The organism is Shewanella sp. SM73 (assembly GCF_025653795.1).
Lineage (GTDB): Bacteria > Pseudomonadota > Gammaproteobacteria > Enterobacterales > Shewanellaceae > Shewanella > Shewanella oncorhynchi.
The window spans coordinates 56,209-77,319 of the sequence record NZ_JAKKRY010000002.1 but is presented as its reverse complement, the minus strand read 5'-3'; the positions used below and the strand labels follow the sequence as shown (position 1 = coordinate 77,319).

17 protein-coding genes are annotated in these 21,111 nt (G+C 45.1%); 11 read left to right on the top strand and 6 right to left on the bottom strand.

Features of this window, described 5'->3' with window-relative positions; translation table 11 throughout:
• The first annotated feature begins 31 nt into the window (after nt 1–31).
• The 4 genes from cysI (at nt 32) to L5M51_RS03550 (ending at nt 6,186) form a co-directional block, all read left to right on the top strand.
• A complete protein-coding gene (gene cysI, locus L5M51_RS03565) occupies nt 32–1,729 on the top strand; it encodes an assimilatory sulfite reductase (NADPH) hemoprotein subunit (protein ID WP_263171634.1) in 1,698 nt (565 codons plus the stop codon).
• Complete coding sequence (locus L5M51_RS03560) at nt 1,722–2,504, top strand: phosphoadenylyl-sulfate reductase (protein ID WP_263171630.1); 783 nt, start codon at nt 1,722–1,724, stop codon at nt 2,502–2,504. Before cysI ends, L5M51_RS03560 begins: the two co-directional genes overlap by 8 nt.
• Before the next feature lie 757 nt (nt 2,505–3,261).
• A complete protein-coding gene (mtgA, locus tag L5M51_RS03555) occupies nt 3,262–4,047 on the top strand; it encodes a monofunctional biosynthetic peptidoglycan transglycosylase (protein WP_105251581.1) in 786 nt (261 codons plus the stop codon).
• A gap of 402 nt (nt 4,048–4,449) precedes the next feature.
• The gene (locus L5M51_RS03550; RefSeq protein WP_263171628.1) at nt 4,450–6,186 is read left to right on the top strand and encodes a hypothetical protein; all 1,737 of its coding nucleotides are present in this window, start codon (nt 4,450–4,452) and stop codon (nt 6,184–6,186) included.
• Nucleotides 6,187–6,247: 61 nt separating this feature from the next.
• On the opposite strand, the gene L5M51_RS03545 is transcribed toward L5M51_RS03550, so the two are convergent.
• Nucleotides 6,248–7,804: a S41 family peptidase gene (locus L5M51_RS03545; protein WP_263171627.1), complete on the bottom strand. Its 1,557-nt coding sequence runs from the start codon at nt 7,802–7,804 to the stop codon at nt 6,248–6,250.
• A 233-nt stretch (nt 7,805–8,037) separates the two neighbouring features.
• The gene (locus L5M51_RS03540; protein WP_113939007.1) at nt 8,038–8,922 is read right to left on the bottom strand and encodes a phospholipase A; all 885 of its coding nucleotides are present in this window, start codon (nt 8,920–8,922) and stop codon (nt 8,038–8,040) included.
• A 442-nt stretch (nt 8,923–9,364) separates the two neighbouring features.
• Between L5M51_RS03540 and cobA the strand changes: the two genes are divergently transcribed.
• From cobA to cysC, 5 genes are all read left to right on the top strand, one after another.
• Entirely contained in the window at nt 9,365–10,210 is an 846-nt protein-coding gene (gene cobA, locus L5M51_RS03535) for a uroporphyrinogen-III C-methyltransferase (protein ID WP_263171625.1), read from the top strand.
• Nucleotides 10,211–10,301: 91 nt separating this feature from the next.
• Nucleotides 10,302–11,210, top strand: coding sequence for a sulfate adenylyltransferase subunit CysD (cysD, locus tag L5M51_RS03530; protein ID WP_263171624.1), 909 nt, complete (start codon nt 10,302–10,304; stop codon nt 11,208–11,210).
• Nucleotides 11,211–11,292: 82 nt separating this feature from the next.
• Nucleotides 11,293–12,735, top strand: coding sequence for a sulfate adenylyltransferase subunit CysN (gene cysN / locus L5M51_RS03525; protein WP_263171895.1), 1,443 nt, complete (start codon nt 11,293–11,295; stop codon nt 12,733–12,735).
• A 3-nt stretch (nt 12,736–12,738) separates the two neighbouring features.
• Complete coding sequence (locus L5M51_RS03520) at nt 12,739–14,463, top strand: SLC13 family permease (RefSeq protein WP_263171623.1); 1,725 nt, start codon at nt 12,739–12,741, stop codon at nt 14,461–14,463.
• Nucleotides 14,464–14,527: 64 nt separating this feature from the next.
• On the top strand, nt 14,528–15,145 hold the full coding sequence (gene cysC, locus L5M51_RS03515; RefSeq protein ID WP_105251589.1) for an adenylyl-sulfate kinase: 618 nt from the start codon (nt 14,528–14,530) through the stop codon (nt 15,143–15,145).
• Nucleotides 15,146–15,247: 102 nt separating this feature from the next.
• Here cysC and L5M51_RS03510 read toward each other — a convergent pair whose 3' ends face one another.
• Nucleotides 15,248–16,087: a TIGR03899 family protein gene (locus L5M51_RS03510; RefSeq protein ID WP_028761753.1), complete on the bottom strand. Its 840-nt coding sequence runs from the start codon at nt 16,085–16,087 to the stop codon at nt 15,248–15,250.
• 144 nt (nt 16,088–16,231) lie between these two features.
• Entirely contained in the window at nt 16,232–17,440 is a 1,209-nt protein-coding gene (locus L5M51_RS03505; protein WP_168822615.1) for an MFS transporter, read from the bottom strand.
• A 476-nt stretch (nt 17,441–17,916) separates the two neighbouring features.
• Here L5M51_RS03505 and hemG point away from each other — a divergent pair, with 476 nt between their 5' ends.
• Complete coding sequence (gene hemG / locus L5M51_RS03500) at nt 17,917–18,438, top strand: menaquinone-dependent protoporphyrinogen IX dehydrogenase (protein WP_212599409.1); 522 nt, start codon at nt 17,917–17,919, stop codon at nt 18,436–18,438.
• Between the two features lie 107 nt (nt 18,439–18,545).
• On the top strand, nt 18,546–19,073 hold the full coding sequence (locus L5M51_RS03495) for a cytochrome b/b6 domain-containing protein (RefSeq protein ID WP_263171894.1): 528 nt from the start codon (nt 18,546–18,548) through the stop codon (nt 19,071–19,073).
• Nucleotides 19,074–19,179: 106 nt separating this feature from the next.
• Here the strand turns inward: L5M51_RS03495 and L5M51_RS03490 are convergent, their stop codons facing one another.
• Nucleotides 19,180–19,935, bottom strand: coding sequence for a DsbA family protein (locus L5M51_RS03490; RefSeq protein ID WP_263171622.1), 756 nt, complete (start codon nt 19,933–19,935; stop codon nt 19,180–19,182).
• Nucleotides 19,936–20,247: 312 nt separating this feature from the next.
• Nucleotides 20,248–20,892 (bottom strand): DNA-J related domain-containing protein, encoded by a 645-nt coding sequence (locus L5M51_RS03485; protein ID WP_131524261.1) that lies wholly within the window; start codon nt 20,890–20,892, stop codon nt 20,248–20,250.
• Nucleotides 20,893–21,111 lie beyond the last annotated feature (219 nt).

Here is a 21,111-nt window from a genome sequence, read left to right as displayed (position 1 = left end):
TCAGCGAACCGAATTTGAAGAGGCAGTTGCCATGAGTGAGCAAAAGTTAGCGTTAAACGAATACCTAAAGACCGACAGTGATTACCTGCGCGGTACGATTAAAGAAGGCTTAGATTCTGCGGTAACCGGCAGTTTCAGTGACGGCGATCAGCAGTTGATCAAATTCCACGGCTTCTATCAACAGGACGATCGCGATTTACGTAACGAACGTAAAGAGCAAAAACTTGAGCCTCTATATAGCTTTATGTTGCGTGCCCGTGTACCTGGCGGTATTTGTTCTCCACAGCAATGGTTAGGCGTAGACAAAATTGCGTCGACCTTAACCAGCTCAAACAGCATACGTTTAACGACCCGTCAAACCTTCCAATACCATGGTATTCCTAAACGTAACTTGAAGACCATTATTCAAGACTTAGATCGTGAAGCGCTGGATTCGATTGCCGCTTGTGGTGACGTTAACCGTAACGTGATGTGTAATCCTAATCCGGTGGAATCGAAACTGCACGAGCAAGCCTATGCGGTGGCGAAACAACTGTCAGATCATCTGTTGCCACACACTCGTGCCTACGCCGAAATTTGGTTAGATGAAGAAAAGCTACTTTCGACCGAAGATGAAACCGTTGAACCTGTATATGGCAAAACTTATCTGCCACGTAAGTTCAAAATGGCGGTTGCGGTTCCTCCCGATAACGATGTTGACGTTTACACTAACGATTTAGGCTTTATCGCCGTTGCTGAAAACGGTGAGTTGGTTGGCTTTAACTTAACCGCGGGCGGCGGCATGGGCTCGACCCATGGCGAGGTGGAGACTTTCCCACGTCTGGCTGACGATTTTGGTTTTATCAAAACTGACGACGTGATGAAGTTTGCCGAAGCTGTCATGACAGTGCAACGCGACTGGGGTAATCGTGTTAACCGTAAACGTTCACGCCTTAAATACACTATCGTCGACCATGGCTATGAGCAGTTTAAAGCCGAAGTCGAACTGCGTGCTGGGGTGAAGTTTGAGCCTAAGCGTGATGTTGTGATTGGCGACCGCGGCGACCGTTATGGTTGGGTCGAAGGCGTTGACGGTAAATGGCATTTAACTTTATTTATCGAAAGCGGCCGCATTAAAGATTTACCGGGCCAAACCCTGCAAACGGGACTGCGTGAAATAGCTAAGATCCACAAAGGCGATTTCCGCATGACCTCGAATCAAAACATGATCATCGCAGGCGTCGCAGCGGAAGATAAAGCTACCATTGAAGGTTTAGCCCGTAAACATGGTCTGCTGGGCCAAGTGTTGACGCAAACCCGCGGTCACTCGATTGCCTGTGTGGCGTTGCCGACATGCCCATTAGCGATGGCGGAAGCCGAGCGTTATTTCCCTGAGTTTATCGATCATATCGATGCGCTGCAGGCAAAACACGGCATTAGCGAGCAAGCTATTGTGGTGCGGATGACGGGTTGTCCAAATGGTTGTGCCCGCCCATTTGCCGCTGAAATTGGCCTTGTGGGTAAAGCGCCGGGCCGTTATAACTTGTACTTAGGTGCAAGTTTTGAAGGGACTCGTTTGAACAAAATGCATAAAGAAAATATCCAAGAGGCGGACATTCTCGCCGAATTGGATACCCTGTTTGGCCGCTATGCCGTAGAGCGTGATGCAGGCGAAACCTTTGGTAACTTCACCGTCCGCGTGGGCGTAGTGAAGGCGGTGATCGATGCCGCTAAGGATTTTCATGGCTGATATTGAGCAAAAAACCAGTGATAAAGTGCCGACTGTGGTCAGCGCTGCCGAACTCAAGGCATTATTGAGTGCGCCTAAGGCAGAGCAAGCGATAGAGCTTGAACGTATTAATCAGTTCTTAGGTGGATTAAGCGCACAAGAGCGAGTGCTATGGGGCTTAACTTATTTGCCCGGTAATCATGCGCTGTCCTCAAGTTTTGGGATCCAAGCCGCTGTAATGCTGCATATGGTGAGTCAGGCACAGGCGAATATTCCGGTTATTCTCACGGATACGGGTTATTTATTCCCTGAGACTTATCAGTTTATCGACGAGCTGACAGAGCGTTTATCACTGAATTTAAAAGTGTACCAAGCCGTGATGACATCGGCATGGCAAGAGGCGCGCTTTGGCCAGTTGTGGGAGCAAGGGGTAAACGGACTAGAGCAATACAACCGGTTAAACAAAGTTGAGCCTATGCAACGCGCTTTAGCCGAGCTTGAGGTAGGCACTTGGTTTGCAGGGCTGAGACGTAGCCAAGCCAGTACCCGTGAGGCGTTGCCGATACTGGCGATTCATGGCACGCGCTTTAAGCTACTGCCAATTATCGAGTGGTCGAATAAAGATGTTCACCTCTATCTGACGCAATTTGACTTGCCGTACCATCCACTTTGGGACCAAGGCTATGTTTCTGTGGGGGATACCCATTCGAGTAAACCACTCGAATTAGGCATGACAGAGGAAGAAACTCGCTTTAATGGCCTACAACGTGAGTGTGGTCTGCACTACGAAATCTAGTCATTTTATTGATTTTAAATATTAAACGCCTCAACTTAGTTTGGGGCGTTTTTTTATCATTTTAAGATAAGTGGGATTGAATTTAATACTCTGGACTGTCGAGGAAGCTAAGTGATGTCATTTAAGCGTCATTTAACTAAGATAGATTGATATTCATAGAGTTAGTTTGCATTCATTTTTAAATGCTAAAAATGTTGTACATTTTTACTCACAGAGTTATGCACATTGGTTAAGCCTGCGCTATATTTTGAAGTTCCCGTAGATGGTTTTGAAGCGTTTTACTGCGTTAATTGGCATGATTCATGTCTTTTATGAGGTTAAGTTGTTGTATATCGGTATTTATGGGCTGGGTTTGCTGTGTATCGATATGGCTTAATTGGATGCAGTGAAAGCGTTGAAAACCTGACTCGCACCTGCGAGTATCAAGCAGTTTGATTGACTTGCTAGCTCTCGTTAATCAGCCATCATTACCTCGGTCAGCTGTCGTCAAAGCTGCCGAGGTCAAGTTAAGTCGACCCCAGTCAATCTCCAATAGTGATTTGTTCTTGTTATGGTTATTTCTCAACCTATCTTTGATTATCGAGTAAGATATCCTTGGTGTTTCCTTTACTCTCGTAGCATGATCAGCTTGCAACTCGCGTAAAGCTTTAGAATATTTTCTGTAAGCCTAGGTTGCCCCAAAGAATCCTTGCAATGGGATGGCTTGACTGGATAGATGAGAAACAAGAAATGAGAGTGTGTGGATGAGATGGTATAAATGACGGCCCCTTTATATGCGATGCGAGATCATGTCAGGCGTCCAAGTGTTAACAAGTCGAGTGACCCAGCACCTCAGAGACGAAAGCGTGGTTTTCGTCGTTTATTGTCTTGGTTATTTAAGGGATTAGTTTGGGCATTTATTTGCTCAATTTTATTAGTGATCCTACTACGATTCGTCGATCCTCCTATGTGGACTTGGCGTATCGAGCGTGCCTTATTTCCACCTGCTCCTATCGGTGAGATCAGGCATCAATGGCGCGATTTAGCGCAAATTTCTCCCGAATTACAATTGGCTGTGATTGCTGCGGAAGATCAACGTTTTGTTGAGCATACTGGATTCGATTTAGCCGCGATAAGTTCGGCGCTGAAATACAACCAAAAAGGCACCAAAGTCCGTGGGGCAAGTACCTTAAGTCAGCAGGCGGCGAAAAACCTTTTTATGTGGTCGAGTCGCAGTTTCTTTCGTAAGGGATTGGAGGCTTGGTTTACGTTATTGATGGAGTTGACTTGGGATAAGTCGCGTATTCTTGAAGTGTATTTAAATATTGTAGAATTTGGTCCAGGCATTTATGGCGCCGAAGCGGCATCAAAGCATTATTTTGGAAAGTCAGCGGCAAAACTCACCCAATACGAGGCCTCATTACTCGCAGCCATTTTACCCAATCCTTGGCGCTATAAGGTGTCTCCACCGTCATCCTATGTGCAGCAGCGCTCAGCTTGGATCCGTAAGCAAATGCGCCAGCTAGGTGATGTCACGCTTAAAAAAGTCCACGAAGCACGATGACGCTCTGGTGAGTTAGTTTGAGTGAGATGAGCTTAATTTGTCATTGAGTTCTTTGCTTAATCGTCGATGACTTTGAGATGTTTTATTACCGAATTGAAATAAGATTGGAGTTATGTTTAATAAACGTTAATTCTAATGCGTTTTTAATGCTGCGAACTCCTATCCTGTTCGCTTCTGTGTCGGTTTAATGTTAAATTATCGGGAAAATTTTATACCTTAGTTTCGCTTAGCCTAAGCATTTTAAACTGGGTTTGTATTGCGTAGGGCTGAGTCGTTGCGTTTTCTGATTTTGCATTATCTGCATAAGGGATATGTAAGAGCGGATAAATATTTAAATACCTAAGGTGAGTTCTTTAGGTATTGTTTTCATAAAATTGAATGTCATTAAATGGAGTTTCTTAAATGAAAAAGATTGTGATTGCCGCGGCAATTATTGCAGCAGGTGCTGGTGGTTATTGGTATATGCAGAATGGCGCGGGTTCTAGTGCTTCTGCTAATCCTTTGCTCGACTATGTGCCTGCCGATACGCCGATATTTTCGGGCCAGTTAAAACCCTTCCCGTTAAAAGCGTATTTACAGTCTATTTCTGGAAATTATCAGCAATATCCAAGTAATACGCTTGATGAACTCGGTGTGCAGGATAGCCCTATGGGCAAGTTCTTCGTTAGCATTTATCAGCAGTATATGGATGGGATGAAAGATCCTGCCTTACTGTTAAAAACCTTCGGTTTCCCCGATGAAGTTAAACCTTATATTTATACTTTAGGTGCTTTGCCAGTATTAAAGATTGATGTTAATCAGGCCGAAGCATTTTGGGCTGTATTAGATAAAGCCGAAAAAGACAGTGGTGTAACCCACGAAATTCGTAAAGTGGGCGATGTTGATTATCGCGCTTATGCACTATCGGATGAAAGCTCAGCAGAAAAAGCTGAACTGTTATTTGCCCAGAAAGATGGCATATTAACGATGACTTTCAGCACCTCTATTACCGAGCCTGAGTTATTAGAAATGGCATTTGGTATTAAGAAGGCGCCGCAGTCATTAGCCGCTTCTGGCATATTAGAAGATATTATTAAGACCCATGGTTTTAAAGATGACAGTATTAGCTTTATTAACCATGTGGAAATTGTAAAGGCATTGACCTCTGCAGATAGCAATATGCTAGCTAAGCAACTGACTCAATTTTTTGCTGATGAAAGCGAGGGTGAAGATCCATTAGCTCAAATCAGAACACCAGAATGTCGTACCGAACTGACAGCGATTGCCGTTAACTGGCCGCGTACCGTTGCTGGTTTAACGGCGTTTTCTGTGACTGAAAAAGAAAGCCATATGGCGGCTTCATTTGTTGTCGAAACGAAGAATCAACCTATTCTTGCGGCAATGCAAAAGATGCGTGGTTTTATTCCATCGCATCTGGCGGATATCGACAGCACTATCTTCTCCATGGGTATAGGTTTAGATATCAATGAAATTACCCCTTCATTAACGGCTATTTGGGATGATCTGCAAAAGCCGCAACTGACCTGTGCACCATTGGCAGAGTTGCAGGCTGAGTTGAGCCAACAGAGCCCAGCTATGCTAGGCATGTTCACTGGTATGGCTAACGGTGTGAAAGGCATGAGCGTTTCATTGCTCGATTTTAAAATGAGCACACAAGATCAAGAGCCTAAGTTAGAAAGTTTAGATGCTTTAGTCAGCCTCAGCGCCGAAAACCCATCCATGTTGTTCAATATGGTCAAACCTTTCGCCCCTATGCTGGCTGAAGTGCAATTAGCCGATAACGGCGATGCTACTGATTTATCTCCAATATTGATGTTGCCTCCAGAGTTAGGTGTTAAGCCAATGCTGGCGATTAAAGGTCAACATTTAGTGGTGTATAGCGGTGATAAAGGCTTAGCTTTAGCCAACAAATTAGCAGGCGAGAAACTGTCAGCGAATGGCATGTACAGCTTGTCTGCTGATTACGGCAAGATGTTTACGCCAGTGCTAACACTGTTAGAAATGAGCGGTGAGCCGATCCCTGAAGAAATGCAAATGCTTAAAGATTACAACATGCGAGTTCAAATGAGCTTCGATGTGAATAAGCAAGGCTTGGTCATAGGTTCAGTCGCCAATTCTAAAGCGACTGAAAAGAAGTAATGCGTTAGTAAACTCATATTTGTTTGAAATGAGCCAGCAGATTGCTGGCTCTTTTTTTGGCTTAATTTAGCTTAGCTTGAGCCAACTTAGTGTGCTGTGCTGGCAGAACAAGTTGCGCTTTGGGCTTGGCGGAGCGCATTAAACTAACGAGCCCTTGCCATTGAATATCACTGTTCTGAGGGAGCAAAATATCCGGTTCAGTCCCAATACCGGACAGGAGTCTCCCCTGTGCATCATAGGTTAACGAACTGCTGAATCTTATGTTTAATCCACTGTTTGGCAGTTTGAAATGATACTGACGTGCAAAGTCGCCTGAGGTTTTTTCACCAATCAAATTTGCCCTAGACCAAGATTTAGTACGATAGGCAATCCACTCGCATTCTTGGCGACAATGGGGACTCACGAGTAGCGCTAAGCGATTTCGCCCTTCAGGAGCCACCGCAGGCTTAGTGCGAACATACCAAGGGCTGAATTTCTCTTTATCGACAGAGGGTAAGTTACGGGTGAGAGATTTGAGCCTAGGAGGACTGTACTCTAACGCATCCAGAGGCATAAAATTGAGCGGCTGTAGATAATCATTTCTCAGCTCTGGTGAGCGGCGATAGTGCGCAAATCCCATCACATTAGGTGCTAAAGTGTTATTTAAATCCGCATCTTGATATCGCGACAGCATAGTCAATAATTTCGGACTAAAGCCACTGGCATCACGTAAATCAATGATCAGTAATGGATGTGTCATGCCTTTGAGCAGTTCTTGCTGTTGTTCTTTATCTAATTCAAAGGCGTAGAGATCGCTGATCTTAAGTTTGACCGTCGTATTGTTGACCGTCTCTAATTGATTTGGCATGTCTTGAAATTCGGTGCGCTCAAATTGAGATAATTGGTTAATAAATTCGAGCACATTAATATCTTGAGTCTCGTCTTTTTCATTGATAGTTGCTAATTGAACTTGCGGTTTATGGCTTGGCAGGGCGAGAGTCACCTGCTGGCTTTGCAGATCATCATTAATTAGCGTAATAACCACATAGGGCTTTATGCTGAGTCCTAAGTCTTCGCGCAGTAGGTTAAGTTTTTTCAGCCAAGGTAACTGCATTTCTTGACTCTGTTTTGCCGGCTCAGGTAAGTAGGCTTGGCTGGTCGCTACCCATTTGCTCATAGGTAAACCATCGATATGAGTGATAAAGGGAAAGTCGTTGTTGACTGGATTATTATCGTTATCCAAGGCTAACCATTGGTCGTTGACTGGCCTTAGCATTAACGGGAGATCGCCGCTTTGAGCATCGAAGTTATGCACTTGAGCGCCTGGATCTTTGAGGGTATTGAGTAATTTAGTGACTTCAGCAGCAAAGCGATCATTGGGAGTAATATCTTGATACTGTTCAACAATAAGGCTAGCCATAAATTTAAGCTGCGGGTTGGCTTTGTCGGCCGTTAAGGCATAAAACGCTGAGTGTTGCTCGATTTGATCCAATAAGGCATAGAGATCTTGGCGTACCTCTTGTGCATTCAGCACTGGTGCAGCGCTATCTTTTGGCACAGCGAAAAACGCGAGCTTAAGTAAGCTCGCGAAAATAATGACACTGAGTAGCATGACTATGCTGCGGTAGCTAAAACTCATATTCCTCCATGATGTTAAGGCGCTGCTTCAGGGCACAAAAAGGTGTGCGACTATCGGCTTAAATGCCATTCGGATCAATGTAAATCGTCCTGCTCTGCCCTAAACTCAGGTCCATCTGAGCAATTTAGCAGCAGGTTTGGTAGATTAGCAGCAAATTATGGTCGATTTTTGTACTTAGTCACTTTATATACCCAAACAATCTTAAATAGCGGGATCAAGTGGGTATATCTTTCTTAAAGAATATCGTTGAGTGAAATTCCGATACCAATACGTTGATTATGATAGTTGTAATCGATTAGGCTTTCGCCATAACCATTAAAGTATTGAGTATAAAAGCGTAAGTTGCCGACGATAGGATGACTCCAAGTCAGTTCTGCTGAGCCTCTGTCGATATCTTCTAGATTCGTTTTAACGGTTAAAGTGAATCTATGTTCATCAATACCATAAACGCCAATAAACTCTGCTTTACCTATATAGTCATCAATATTCGGGTTATCGTCGCCGCTGGCTTTATATGGATCTGTTTTTTCATCTTCAGGAATACGCCACCACACTTTGGTGGAGAAGGCGAGTGGGCCTGCATCAAAAATCATAGTGGCATAGAGGCGATTCCAGCTGCGGGAAAGTGGCCCTGCTTTACCATTCGATTGATGTACGGCACCAAACCCCCAAAAGGAATTGGTCACACTGCCAATTTTCCAATCGTTATTAAACAGCATAAAGACTTCAGGTTCGTGATTGGTTTCCCTAAAAGGTGATGAAGTGTCTTTGTTATAAACCTGCCAATAGGATTGATTGGTGTAAGCAAAAAATAAATGGCCATTATCACCAAACACATTGTACCAAATAGGAAATTTAAAACTGATTTGGAACTTAGCCTCAAACTCATCTAATGAATAGGGGTTGAGTATTGCATCTTCGGTGAAAGGTGCCATGTTGGGATCTGGGCTGTAGGTGACTGGTAAAAGGTAATTCACTTTATGTGGCGTAATCACAAAAGGTAGATCCGCCGTGGCAAGTTCATCTTTTACTCTTCCTTTTACTAATGATTCTTCGGCATTTATGTCCGTACAGGCTAATAGCCCTGCCAATGCAATACCTGAGTAAAGTGGTTTCATCTGCCCTCCTTGATGTGTTTATTTATTTGTCAGTCGTACTCAACAAAGATAGTTATTTCCAGCTTAACATTAGAAAGTGAATTTATGGTTATGGAAAAATCCTGTGTCACTTAATGACAAATCTTGTAGTCAGCCATTTTTAGTCACATAGAGATATATTTAGGTAGAATTTTTGGCAATAACATAGTCCCAAAATCATGCACTTAGCGGACAGAAATTAATTTGATGCAATTAGCTTAATCTTATTAAGTCATTTTTATTTCAATGGGTTAACCTGGATTTAGGGCATTTTTGATTTTGAAACCTAAGGTTTTCCCCACTTTAAGTGAGTGGTCACTCATTCTTTTATATCTAAATGATATAAAAACTAATAATTATCTATTTATTATGGAATATAAGACGCGCTATATTTCTACAGACTAAAGTGATCTTGGGGATTCTGATGGAAATTTTCTCTTTACCGGGCCAAGCGGCCAAAGGCAAAGTCTGGCTGGTGGGTGCCGGCCCCGGCGACGTTGAGCTATTGACGTTAAAGGCATGGCGCATCCTTAAAACCGCTGATGCAGTGCTATACGACGCTTTAGTCAGCCAAGATATCCTCGATCTTATTCCCAAAGACGCTGAGAAGATTGCCGTAGGTAAACGTGCGGGCAAGCATAGCGCCGCACAGGACGAGATTAATCAGTTACTCGTCACTAAAGCCTACACTCGTAAAAATGTGGTGCGCCTTAAAGGTGGCGATCCTTTTATTTTCGGTCGCGGGGGTGAAGAGTTACAAACCTTAGTTGAAGCTGGGGTTGAGTTTGAAGTCGTTCCCGGCATTACCGCTGCCAGCGGCACGTCAGCCTATGCGGGAATTCCCCTAACCCACAGAGACCATGCCCAAGGCGTCACTTTTATCACTGGTCATTGTCAGTTAGAGAGTCGCCCTATGGATTGGCAAGGTTATGCTAATCCTAACAATACCTTAGTCGTGTATATGGGGATTCTGAACGCAGGCATTATTCGCCAAGGTTTAGTCGATGCGGGCCGAAGCCCTGAAACACCCGTGGCGATAGTGTCAAAGGCAACCACTAAAGAGCAACGTCGTTTTATCGGCCGTTTAGGTGAGCTTGAACAGCTTGCCGCCGATCCAGAATTACAAATGCCAGCTTTGATGATCATAGGTGAAGTTGTCACGCTGAGTGACACCTTGCATTGGTTCAAACCTGAAGCGATTGAATCGACTCAAGCCAGTGATGAGCTGACTCAATCGGTTAGAGTCTCGGCCGTCGCGTCGATAAACTAAGCCGCAAACAGTTAAAGCTATTAAGCAGTTAAACAAATTGAGCTAATCCATGCTGTGGTAACACGGCGAATTTAAGGTAACGGAGAATAGTATGGCCGGGCGTGAACTAAGCCACTTACAACAACTGGAAGCTGAGAGCATTCAGATCATTCGTGAAGTTGCAGCCGAATTCGATAATCCTGTGATGTTGTATTCCATCGGGAAAGATTCTTCCGTTATGTTGCATTTAGCACGTAAAGCCTTTTATCCAGGCAAGATCCCATTCCCGCTGCTGCATGTCGATACAGGTTGGAAATTCAAAGAGATGATCGCGTTTCGTGATGCGCAGGCAAAGAAATTTGGCTTCGAGTTACTGACGCACATCAATCCAGAAGGTTTGGCGCAGGGAATTAACCCCTTCGACCATGGCAGTGCAAAACACACTGACATCATGAAAACCCAAGGTTTAAAGCAAGCACTTAACCAATACGGTTTCGATGCGGCTTTCGGTGGGGCTCGCCGCGATGAAGAAAAATCTCGCGCCAAAGAGCGCGTGTATTCCTTCCGCGACCGTCACCACAGATGGGACCCTAAAAACCAACGTCCAGAATTATGGCGTACCTATAACGGCGCAGTGAACAAGGGCGAAAGTATTCGCGTGTTCCCATTATCTAACTGGACTGAGCTGGATATTTGGCAATATATTTATCAAGAAAACATTGAGTTAGTGCCTTTGTACTTTGCTGCTAAACGTCAAGTGGTTGAGCGCGGTGGTCAGTTAATCATGGCTGATGACGAGCGGATGAAGTTAGCCGAGGGCGAGCAGATTAAAGAAGCAGTGGTGCGTTTTAGAACCTTAGGTTGCTACCCACTCACGGCCGCCATGTATTCTGAGGCCGACAGTCTAGAAAAGATTATTGAAGAAATGCTGTTAACCCGTTCGAGCGAACGTCAGGGCCGATTGATCGACTCAGATCAAAGTGCCTCTATGGAGCAGAAGAAGCGTCAAGGCTACTTCTAATCTCGGCAAGGTTAACCCTATTTCGCGAAGGTGGCGCTAATCAGCGCGACCTTCAGCCAAGCAGATCAAGAGTGAGAATATGATGGACAAAGCGGTCAATAAAACCAATCTCATGGCGGCAGAAATTACCCTCCATGGTGTGAAAGAATATCTAGCCCTGCAGCAGCACAAAGGCTTACTGCGCTTTTTAACCTGTGGCAGTGTCGACGATGGTAAAAGTACCTTAATCGGCCGTCTGTTACACGACAGCGCGCAGATCTATGAAGATCAATTAGCGAGCCTCAAGAGCGACAGCGCCAAGATGGGCACCACAGGTGAAGCCATTGACTTAGCCTTACTGGTGGATGGCCTACAAGCTGAGCGCGAGCAGGGCATCACTATCGATGTGGCTTATCGTTATTTTTCAAGTGATAAGCGCAAGTTCATCATCGCCGATACGCCAGGGCATGAGCAGTACACTCGCAACATGGCAACGGGTGCATCGACCTGTGATTTAGCGGTGATTTTAGTCGATGCCCGCTACGGCGTGCAGACTCAGACTAAGCGCCATGCGTTTATCGCGTCATTACTGGGGATTCGTCACTTTGTTGTTGCTATTAATAAAATGGATTTGCTTGGGTTTGACGAGCAAGTATTCAACCGTATTCGTGCCGATTTTACGGATTTCGTTAAAGATTTCGGCAACCTCGATATCCACTTTGTGCCGTTATCGGCGCTTAATGGTGACAACGTGGTTGAGCGCAGCACTCAAAGCGACTGGTATCAAGGCGGTACACTGCTTGAACTGTTAGAAACCATTGATACTCAGCGTGAACTCAGCTCATTGCCTGTGCGTTTCCCTGTGCAATATGTGTCGCGCCCTCACTTAGATTTTCGCGGTTTTGCGGGCACTTTAGCCTCTGGCATCATTAATGTCGGCGACGAGTTAGTCGCTTTGCCATCGGGCAAACGCAGCAAGGTTGAACGTATTGTGACCTTCGATGGCGACATACAAGAAGCGGTTGCAGGCCAAGCTGTGACTATCACGCTGGAAGATGAAATTGATATTTCCCGTGGCGATTTACTGGCAAGACCGGATTCTGCGCCAGCCGTTGCTAACGTGATCAGCGCTGATATAGTGTGGATGGATGAAAAGCCATTACAACTCGGTCAGTTATACGACATCAAAGTGGCTGGTAAGAAGACGCAAGCCTCTGTGACTGCTATCGATTATGTGGTTGACGTTAACACCTTAGCGCGCAGTGCGACGGACACTCTTGGGTTAAACGCGATTGCGCGTGTGACCTTAGAGCTGACCGAAGACATAGTGTTTGATGCATATTCGTTAGTACGCGATACCGGCGGAATGATCTTAATCGACCGCCTGAGTAATGCGACGGTTGCCGCGGTTATGGTGGTGTCGGGTCAACATGTTAACAAGCAAACAGCGTCACAATTTAGTGCCTTTGAAGTCGAGTTTAATGCCTTAGTGCGTAAACACTTCCCCCATTGGCAAGCGATAGATATCACTAAGCTTGGAGCTTAATTCGTGAGTGACTTGTGGCTATTAGCGATTATTTTGATAGGGCTTGTGGCTGGCTTAATTAGTGGCCGTATCAATCCAGCGGTATTGTTTTTATTTGCATTTTTGCTCTGTTATTTGCTTGGCATGGTTGCGCTCGATACCGCATTAACAAGCTTTACCAATATTGGCTTAGTCACGTTGGTCCTGTTGGTGTTGGCCGCGACGGCGTTAGAAAAAACGTCCCTGCTGGGAAAGTTGAGTCAAGTCATAGGCAATAGTTCTTTGCCTATGACAATGGCAAAGCTCGGTTTTTCGACGGCTTTGCTGTCGTCATTTACCAATAACACTGCGGTCGTGGCATCACTGATTGGTGTTGTGCGCCGCAATCAGGCTCACGCGCCGGCTAAGTTATTATTGCCGTTAAATTATGCGGCAATTTTAGGTGGCACACTGACCCTGATTGGTACCTCGACCAACTTGATTGTGAACTCCTTTGTAGAAAACGCCGGCTTACCCGCCTTAGGCTTCTTCGAGTTTACGCCAGTTGCAGTGGTGATCGTCGTCGCAGGCATCTTGTTACTGACCTTACTGGCGAACATTCTGCCCGACAGACGGGAAGAATCAGGTGAAGAAGCGCTGCCATATTTGCTCGAAGCCCATGTGGCGAAAGGTTCGTCCTTGGTCGGTCGCAGTGTGGTGGATAACAAACTTAGGGCACTAAAAAAGTTATATCTGGTTGAATTAGAACGCAGTGGCATTTGTATTTGCCCTGTGCCGCCCCAGTTAGTGTTGCAAGCGGACGATGTGCTGCGCTTTAGTGGCGCGGTGGAATCGGTTGAGTTATTGCACCAATTCGATGGTTTAGATTGGTTTGGTAAACATCAAGCCAAAGGACAAAATTTAGTTGAAGCTGTACTCGCACCGTCGTCCAGTTTAGTGGGTAGTTCATTGAAAGCATCGCGTTTTCGTGAGCAATTTGATGCGGCTGTGATGGCCATTCGCCGCGGAAATCATCCGCTGAAGGGTGGACTCGGTGACATTATTCTGCAACCCGGTGATGTGTTGTTATTGACGCCAGGTGATGGTTTTAGCAATAGCGCAAAGCTGAGTTCAGAGTTTGCAGCGATCAGTGGCTTAGATTTGAATGTGCGTCTAGACAGTCGTCGTGGTCGTTGGGTATTGCTGGGCTTTGCGGCAACGATCATCCTGAGTGTCACTGGCATATTACCCTTGGCTAAAAGTTTAGTGATATTGCTGCTCAGTTATTTTGCCATAGGCGCAGTCACACTGGCTGAGCTTAAACGCCGTTTCCCATTGGAATTAGTGGTGATAGTGGGGAGTGCGTTAGGGCTTGCCAACTTGATGATGAGTACAGGCCTTGCGAACAGTTTAGCCCAAGGATTACTCTCAGTTATTAACGGTTATGGGGTATTTGGCGCTTTTGTCGGCGTGTATTTAATGACTTTATTGCTGACTGAACTGGTGACCAATAACGCAGCGGCGGCGCTGGCGTTCCCTATTGCTTACGCGATTGCGCTTAATTACGGTGTCGATGCAAGGCCCTTTATTATGGCCGTTGTCTTTGGTGCCAGCGCGAGCTTTATTTCACCCTACGGCTATCAGACCAATTTGATGGTATTTAATGCGGGTAATTATCGCTTCAGTGACTTTGTCCGCCTTGGATTGCCGTTATCTGTGCTGTATTCCCTGATAGTGATATTTATGGTGCCGATCATCTTTCCATTTTAGTGATTAGCTTGAGTTTATTGCCCTTATGTTAGCGGTTAGTCAACATGGGGATTGAGGAGTTTTTATGACAAATATCGTGTGGCATCAACATCCTGTAGACCAAGCCGCCAGAGCCGAGCAGAAAGGCCAAAACCCAGTACTACTTTGGTTTACCGGACTTTCTGGCGCGGGCAAGTCAACACTGGCGGGTGCATTAGAGCGGGCGTTATTTGAGGCGGGATTCCACACTTATTTGCTCGATGGTGATAATGTGCGCCATGGTCTGTGTAAAGATTTAGGGTTTACGGTTGAAGACCGTGATGAGAACCTGCGTCGTGTGGGCGAAGTGGCTAAATTGATGGTGGATGCGGGGCTTGTGGTGTTATCGGCCTTTATTTCCCCGACCCGTGAAGAACGTGATGGTATTCGTGCCCGTTTTCCTGCGGGGCAGTTTATTGAAGTGCATGTAGCGACGCCTTTGAGCGTGTGCGAGCAGCGTGACCCTAAGGGGTTATATGTGAAAGCGCGCAGTGGCGAAATTAGCAATTTCACTGGTATTTCATCACCCTATGAAGCGCCATTAGCCGCCGAGTTAACCATAGATACCAGCAAAGGCGATTTAGTGACTCAAGTGCGTGCATTAATCGATTATTTAACGGCGATCAATGTCATTAATGCCGATAAGGCAAAAGCGCTAGCTTAACATTTAGCCCTTATCTTGCTTAAAAGGAGCCTTTAGGCTCCTTTGTTATTTCTGGGTTTTACTGCTTATACCATTGATTCATAATTTTTTATGGCGTGAGCATTATTCTATTTTAAAGTCTTTAGCAAACAAGAGCTGCAGAGCCTTCAAGTATTCTTGATCCGGCTTAGGTTGCACGAGTTGGGCGAGTTCATCACCAATCGGTGTTAAGCGATAATAGCTAAAAAGCAGATTACCGCTCTTGGGCGTAAGCTTCATTTGTATGCCTTGCAGGGCAAATTGAATTGGTGTTTTGTTATTGAGTAGGCCGGTTTCGAACTCACTGCTGTGAAGTATTCCCGCATCGACTAAGGTCAAAATACTGGAATAAGGTAGCCCAAACTGGGATAAGCCTAAATTGACTGAGGTGGTTTTACGGAAATACTGGCCAATCCCACCCGACAAGCGGTAGCCACTGATGAGTTTTAGGCGCTGCTCGTTATTCACCTTAGCCGCCATGCCAAGGGCTTTTTCTAGAATTTGTGCTTCCCTGTGAGTCAGTTGCTTGAGCAGCGCTAGGGTACGTAGACTGAAGTTGCCCGGATTGACTATCTCGCTCGACAATATCCGAGCCCACAAATCTTGCATCTTACGGTTATGGATTTGTTCCGCCATCAAGAAAAATTGATGGCTCCAATCGGGATCAAGATCGACCCCAGTGACATCTGAGTGGGTATAACTGAGGGCTAAGGCAAAAATGGTTTCCACATTGGCCTGATATTCGCTCGATAACTTGCGTGCTCTATGTTGAGCTCGCTCGGCAATTGAGGCGTTCGCAGGGCGATATTCTTGCTCACTGGCGAGCCCTAATTGGCGACCAAGTAGCAGGGCTTTTTTGCGAGCGGATACCTCGGATGCTGACTCGCCTTCTTCTGCCAACAGTAAAATATCTGAATCCTTCATCGCGTTATTAATCCTTGAGCCTGCACTGTGGTTGAGGTGTGGGCTTAGTGAACTCTTACATTCGGTTGTAGCTCACTTTAGATGTTCATCTCTTTAGTTTGAGCATCTCGTTAAGCCAATTCTTTGGTTCGTTATTATGCCGTTTTATTTAACGACTTTAGCGATTGATTTCGCACTTTTAGTTGGCCAAGACCATAAGGTTTCATTACCCGGTTCAGGATGGCGCGGAACATTCAGCGCTAGTATTAACGAACATACGGCAAAGCCCGCCCCTATGTAAAATACAAAGGCGGGATCGGTTAACCATAATAAGCCCAAAAGCACAGGAATAATCACTGCGGCTATGTGGTTTATGGTGAAACTGACTGACATAGTGGCGGCAATGTCTTTGCTGTCGGCGATTTTTTGAAAATAGGTTTTCATCGCAATTGCCATCGCAAAAAGTAAATGATCGATAACGTAGAGTGCTGCCGCCATATGGGCTTGTTCGACTAGGGCATAGCTGATAAAGACTAAGATGAGTCCAATATATTCCACAGTAAGCGCATTACGCTCACCAATACGTCCAATCAAACGACCAATAGCAGGCGCAAACAGTAGATTAACGGCATAGTTGATTAAGAACAGCGCAGTGATTTCACTGACGCTATAACCAAACTTTTCAACCATCATAAAGCCCGCAAATACCATAAAAATTTGCCGCCTCGCACCTGAAAAAAAGGTGAGCAGGTAATAGAGCCAATAGCGTTTACGCAGTATGATTTTTTTGTGTTGTATTTCCGTTGTCTCAAACTTGGGGTAATACCATGTTATGGTTAGCACAATGATGAGACCTAATACGCCTATAATCAAATACATATGCAGGTAGTCTAGCTTCAACCAAGTCATTACTAGCCAAATGCTGGCATAACCGACTAAAGCGGCCGCCGAACGCCACGCCAGTGCTTTACCCATAAAACCCGCCGCGTCTTTTTTATCGACCCATTGCAGCGTTAGCGATTGGTTGATGGTTTCAAAATAGTGAAACCCGACAGACATCAACACAGTCGTAAGATATAGGCCTATGACCTGAGGAAAGAAACCTGTTACCGCTACGCCGATACATAAAATGGCGAGCGAGAGCAGGGCGAAGGCTTGTTCTCGAATGAGCAGCAGCACAAAAATTGCCGTAAAAGCTAAGAAGCCGGGGATTTCGCGCAGGCTTTGTAACATGCCGATTTCAGCACCAGTGAATTGGGCTTTCTCAATCACGAAGTTGTTGAGCAATGCCTGCCAAACGGCAAACACGAGCGACATAACAAAGGTCATCCACAGCAAGAGTGCTTTAGGATCTTTTGCTTGAATAGCTTTCATGGATAAGGGACTCAGGCGATAAGTGTTCAAATGCTAATGCTTTTTTCTTAGGTTGGCTATATAAGGTGTGACTTATCCCTTTCAATTTTGTAACAATGTTTAGGCGAATTAACTCCCTAGGTTACAAAGACGCTAAAGCGAGAATATACCTAAGGCGTTATTTTTGTGAGGCAGTTAAAACTACCGCATATACTTGGGGTGTTTGGCGCTAAGCCCGTGATCTATTTCATGTAAATTGGCGGGTAAATCACCTAGTATGAAATATCATAATTGTCATTTTACTTTTGCATACCAAGTTAAATTCCACTGGAATGCCAATGACTCTGGGTGTCCATTGCTACTTTTAGCGCATTTAGTCTGAGCGTTGTGATGTCATTTGATATGCCGAACGGGCATAGAGAGTCGAAATTAAGTCGCCTGCACCGTCTTTTCTAGGCCGCTTATTGTTATTTTGCTTGGGATTAATCGAGGCTAAATTGAAAAGAATTCTTATCATTTACTCTAGTGTTCACGGCCAGACCCAAAAGATTGCTAAAAAGCTCGCACAGCAGTTAACGGCTTTGGGGAATGAAGTGGTTACTGCCGATATCAAGGCCGCTCCAGTGCTCACTGAGTTCGACAAAATCATCATAGGCGCCAGTATTCGCCATGGTAAACATAACCCAAGTTTGTACGAGTTTATTGAAAAGCATCAAGCCGTATTGACGGATAAGGTCAGTGGTTTTTTCTCTGTCAGCTTAGTGGCACGTAAACCCGAGAAAAACACCCCAGAGACCAATCCTTACATGCAGGCATTTTTAAGTAAAACCACTTGGCGGCCACAATTGCTGCGCGTTTTTGGGGGTAACTTGAATTACCAAGGCTATAACGCTTTAGATAGAAATATTATCCGTTTCATCATGTGGTTAACGAAAGGACCTACGGACCCTGTTACCAATGTTGAATACACGGATTGGCAGAAAGTGACTGAGTTTGGTGAGCAGATCCACAACGCTTAAGCTTGATATCAAATTTCGGTGCTTCATTTAGCCCTATTCTATTCGCGCCCTGAAAGCGGTATGTATGCCTTAGTCACAAGGGCAAAGGAGCATTAAATATGAGCAGTATGATGACTAAACTTCGCTCCTTATGCCGAGTCATTATGGCGCAACTGCATGTTTGGATTGTCGTGTCGACGAGCCTGCTCGTGTGTGCCAGTCCGTGGATTTTTATGGGCCGACGGATACCCGATAACGCCAGTTTTTGGGATTATTTGCATGTATATTTAGGTTTAGCGTGCACTGTGCTTGGGATTCTTTTTTTACTCAGCAATACCTTGCGTTGCAAGTGGCACCAATACTTTGGCTGGTTGGCGGGCGATTGGACACAGTTAAAGCAAGATATTGTTGGACTTGCTAAAGGCAAATTCCCCGTCGCTGGTGGCAAAGGGCTGTTTAGTGCCATAGAAGGTATCGGCATGCTGTTGCTAGTGGCTACAGGGGTTACGGGCCTAGTTTGGTTTATCGTTCAAGGGACGCCAACGGCACTGACATGGCGTGGTTATCATCAAGTCTTTGCGCAGGCTTTTATTGGTTTCTTGATCCTACATCTCGTCTTGGCTGCGAGCCATATTCTTGATTTTATTCGGCAATAAACTTCAGAACCCATATTGAGCGCTTATAACAATCACTTGGATTGAACATGCATAAAAATGGCCTCCTAATTTGGAGGCCATTTTTTATTCCAACGATTGTTTTGAATTAGCTAAGACGTTGCTGACGGGTCACACCAATTGCGGCGGCGAAGACTAGAAATAACCAGCCTAGACTGCCACCCGATGAGGTTTTAGCGGGGGCGGCATCTTTCTCAACAGCAAGGTAGTTAATTAACCCAACTAACTCATCTAAGGTTTTGATACTGTTTAAATTTACCGCATATTTATCGTTCACGATAAAGGCGGGTACGCTGTCGATTTTGAATTCATTCTGCTGGGTGCGCCACAGGGAAAGCTTTTCATTAGTGCTTTTGCTATCGGCTAATTCATCGTATTTAGCAGCATCGACACCAAATTGGGCGAAGACTTTTTTGATGTCATCACGGCTGTTAATTTGCGGCTCGTGCTGATGGCCTGGTGCACTGTGATCGTGGCCGTTTGCGCCCTCAGCACCTTGGATTGCGGTAAACATGGCATGGGTTAAGGCGTCTTTGTTATCAACGCTTTGGATCACGGCTAATGAACGCATCACTTCGGTGCCAATGTCGCTATTCATAAAGTCGACATGCTTATTGTCGAAACTTATCTGTTTGTTGAGGTTTGCCTTGATATCAGGCAAATAGTTGGTTTCCATATTGAAGCAGTTATGGCAATAAAATGAATAGAATTCAGTGAGTTTTGGTTCGCTGCTAGGCGCTTTGGTCGAGATTTGAGTGTAATGTGTGCCTTCAACAAAATTGGCGGCAAAGGTGCTCAATGGTGCAATCGCTAAGGTTACAGCCAAGGCTAATTGTTTAATCATAGTTTCCTCAAATTCGGTGGGATTGAATTCACAATGTCAGTCGTTGTTATCGTTGACATTCAACGGTCAACATAAGAGATAGAGTGAGCTTCAACCTAGGAGTTAAGCTAGCCCAAATGGCAGCGTTGACACATAGGTTTAGGTTAAATGGAAAGGCTTAATTATGACTGAATTGGCATGAAGCTAGTAGGCTAAATCTGTGATCTCAATGGAAGTTTTACCTTAGATTTGGCAGGACTATAGACAGGAGCGCATCGCTAAGTTGGTGCATGTTGATTAAAGCTCAGTTCTGCATCACCACTGGCTAAATTCTTACGCAATATCCCTAAGCGACTGCCAAGCTTCGCACACCTCGCGAAAACGCGCCGCATCGCCATCGGGCCTGTCTGGGTGCCATTTGAGTGCTAAACGACGCCATTGCTTGCGGATATCACGGGCGGTAGCACTCTCGTCTAATTCGAAAACTCGCAGCGCGTTACCTTTGTTCATCAGATTGATATTTAAGCCAATATAGCTCTTATAATTGCTCCAGAATGCCTCAAGTAATTCTCGTACTACGTTTTCGCTGGTGTCGTAGTTATTCCAATCAAGGTAATACTCACGCAGGGAAGTATCTTGCATTATCAGCAGGTTAACGTTTGATGGTACTAAGCGGAAGATTTGAATTTCCATGGCTTTGACTTGTAGCCATTGCTTGGGCAGTAATATTTCCTGTAGCTCAAACAGGGCGTTCATCAGCAGGAAGTTACGTTTGAATAAATCGTTACCCGGATTTTCATCAAGCTGGTGGATCAGCCCTTGGGTTTGTAATTCAGTGGCTAAGTGATGGATTTTCCAACTTTGATTTGAAGCTTGTAAAACCGTAAGCAACGGCCAAATCAGTGGGTTATCGCCCTTAGTGTTTGCAACTCGAATCGATTGAGATTCTTCAGTGAGTGAGGGTTTGGCAAATAACATACTGACTGTCCCATCCTAAATTGTGAGTGTTACCAATGCGCCGATAAAACCGCTGTGCTGCAACAAAGATGACTCGAAAGGCGACGATAAATGATCATTCACGAAGTTGAGCCGCAAACTATGCCACAGAGCCAAAGTGTAGGCAAAGATGAATTTTAGAGCAATACCGTGATGGTTTACTCCTACTTTAGATGGTTTCTCGGCGTAAATAAGCCGCTA

Bases quoted from the DNA above. Each gene is read 5' to 3' on its own strand.
- cobA (WP_263171625.1), top strand. From the start codon at position 9,365: ATGGAAATTTTCTCTTTACCGGGCCAAGCGGCCAAAGGCAAAGTCTGG.
- L5M51_RS03495 (WP_263171894.1), top strand. From the start codon at position 18,546: ATGATGACTAAACTTCGCTCCTTATGCCGAGTCATTATGGCGCAACTG.
- L5M51_RS03505 (WP_168822615.1), bottom strand. From the start codon at position 17,440: ATGAAAGCTATTCAAGCAAAAGATCCTAAAGCACTCTTGCTGTGGATG.
- cysI (WP_263171634.1), top strand. From the start codon at position 32: ATGAGTGAGCAAAAGTTAGCGTTAAACGAATACCTAAAGACCGACAGT.
- L5M51_RS03545 (WP_263171627.1), bottom strand. From the start codon at position 7,804: ATGAGTTTTAGCTACCGCAGCATAGTCATGCTACTCAGTGTCATTATT.
- mtgA (WP_105251581.1), top strand. From the start codon at position 3,262: ATGACGGCCCCTTTATATGCGATGCGAGATCATGTCAGGCGTCCAAGT.
- L5M51_RS03550 (WP_263171628.1), top strand. From the start codon at position 4,450: ATGAAAAAGATTGTGATTGCCGCGGCAATTATTGCAGCAGGTGCTGGT.
- cysC (WP_105251589.1), top strand. From the start codon at position 14,528: ATGACAAATATCGTGTGGCATCAACATCCTGTAGACCAAGCCGCCAGA.
- L5M51_RS03490 (WP_263171622.1), bottom strand. From the start codon at position 19,935: ATGATTAAACAATTAGCCTTGGCTGTAACCTTAGCGATTGCACCATTG.
- cysN (WP_263171895.1), top strand. From the start codon at position 11,293: ATGGACAAAGCGGTCAATAAAACCAATCTCATGGCGGCAGAAATTACC.
- L5M51_RS03560 (WP_263171630.1), top strand. From the start codon at position 1,722: ATGGCTGATATTGAGCAAAAAACCAGTGATAAAGTGCCGACTGTGGTC.
- cysD (WP_263171624.1), top strand. From the start codon at position 10,302: ATGGCCGGGCGTGAACTAAGCCACTTACAACAACTGGAAGCTGAGAGC.
- L5M51_RS03485 (WP_131524261.1), bottom strand. From the start codon at position 20,892: ATGTTATTTGCCAAACCCTCACTCACTGAAGAATCTCAATCGATTCGA.
- L5M51_RS03510 (WP_028761753.1), bottom strand. From the start codon at position 16,087: ATGAAGGATTCAGATATTTTACTGTTGGCAGAAGAAGGCGAGTCAGCA.
- L5M51_RS03540 (WP_113939007.1), bottom strand. From the start codon at position 8,922: ATGAAACCACTTTACTCAGGTATTGCATTGGCAGGGCTATTAGCCTGT.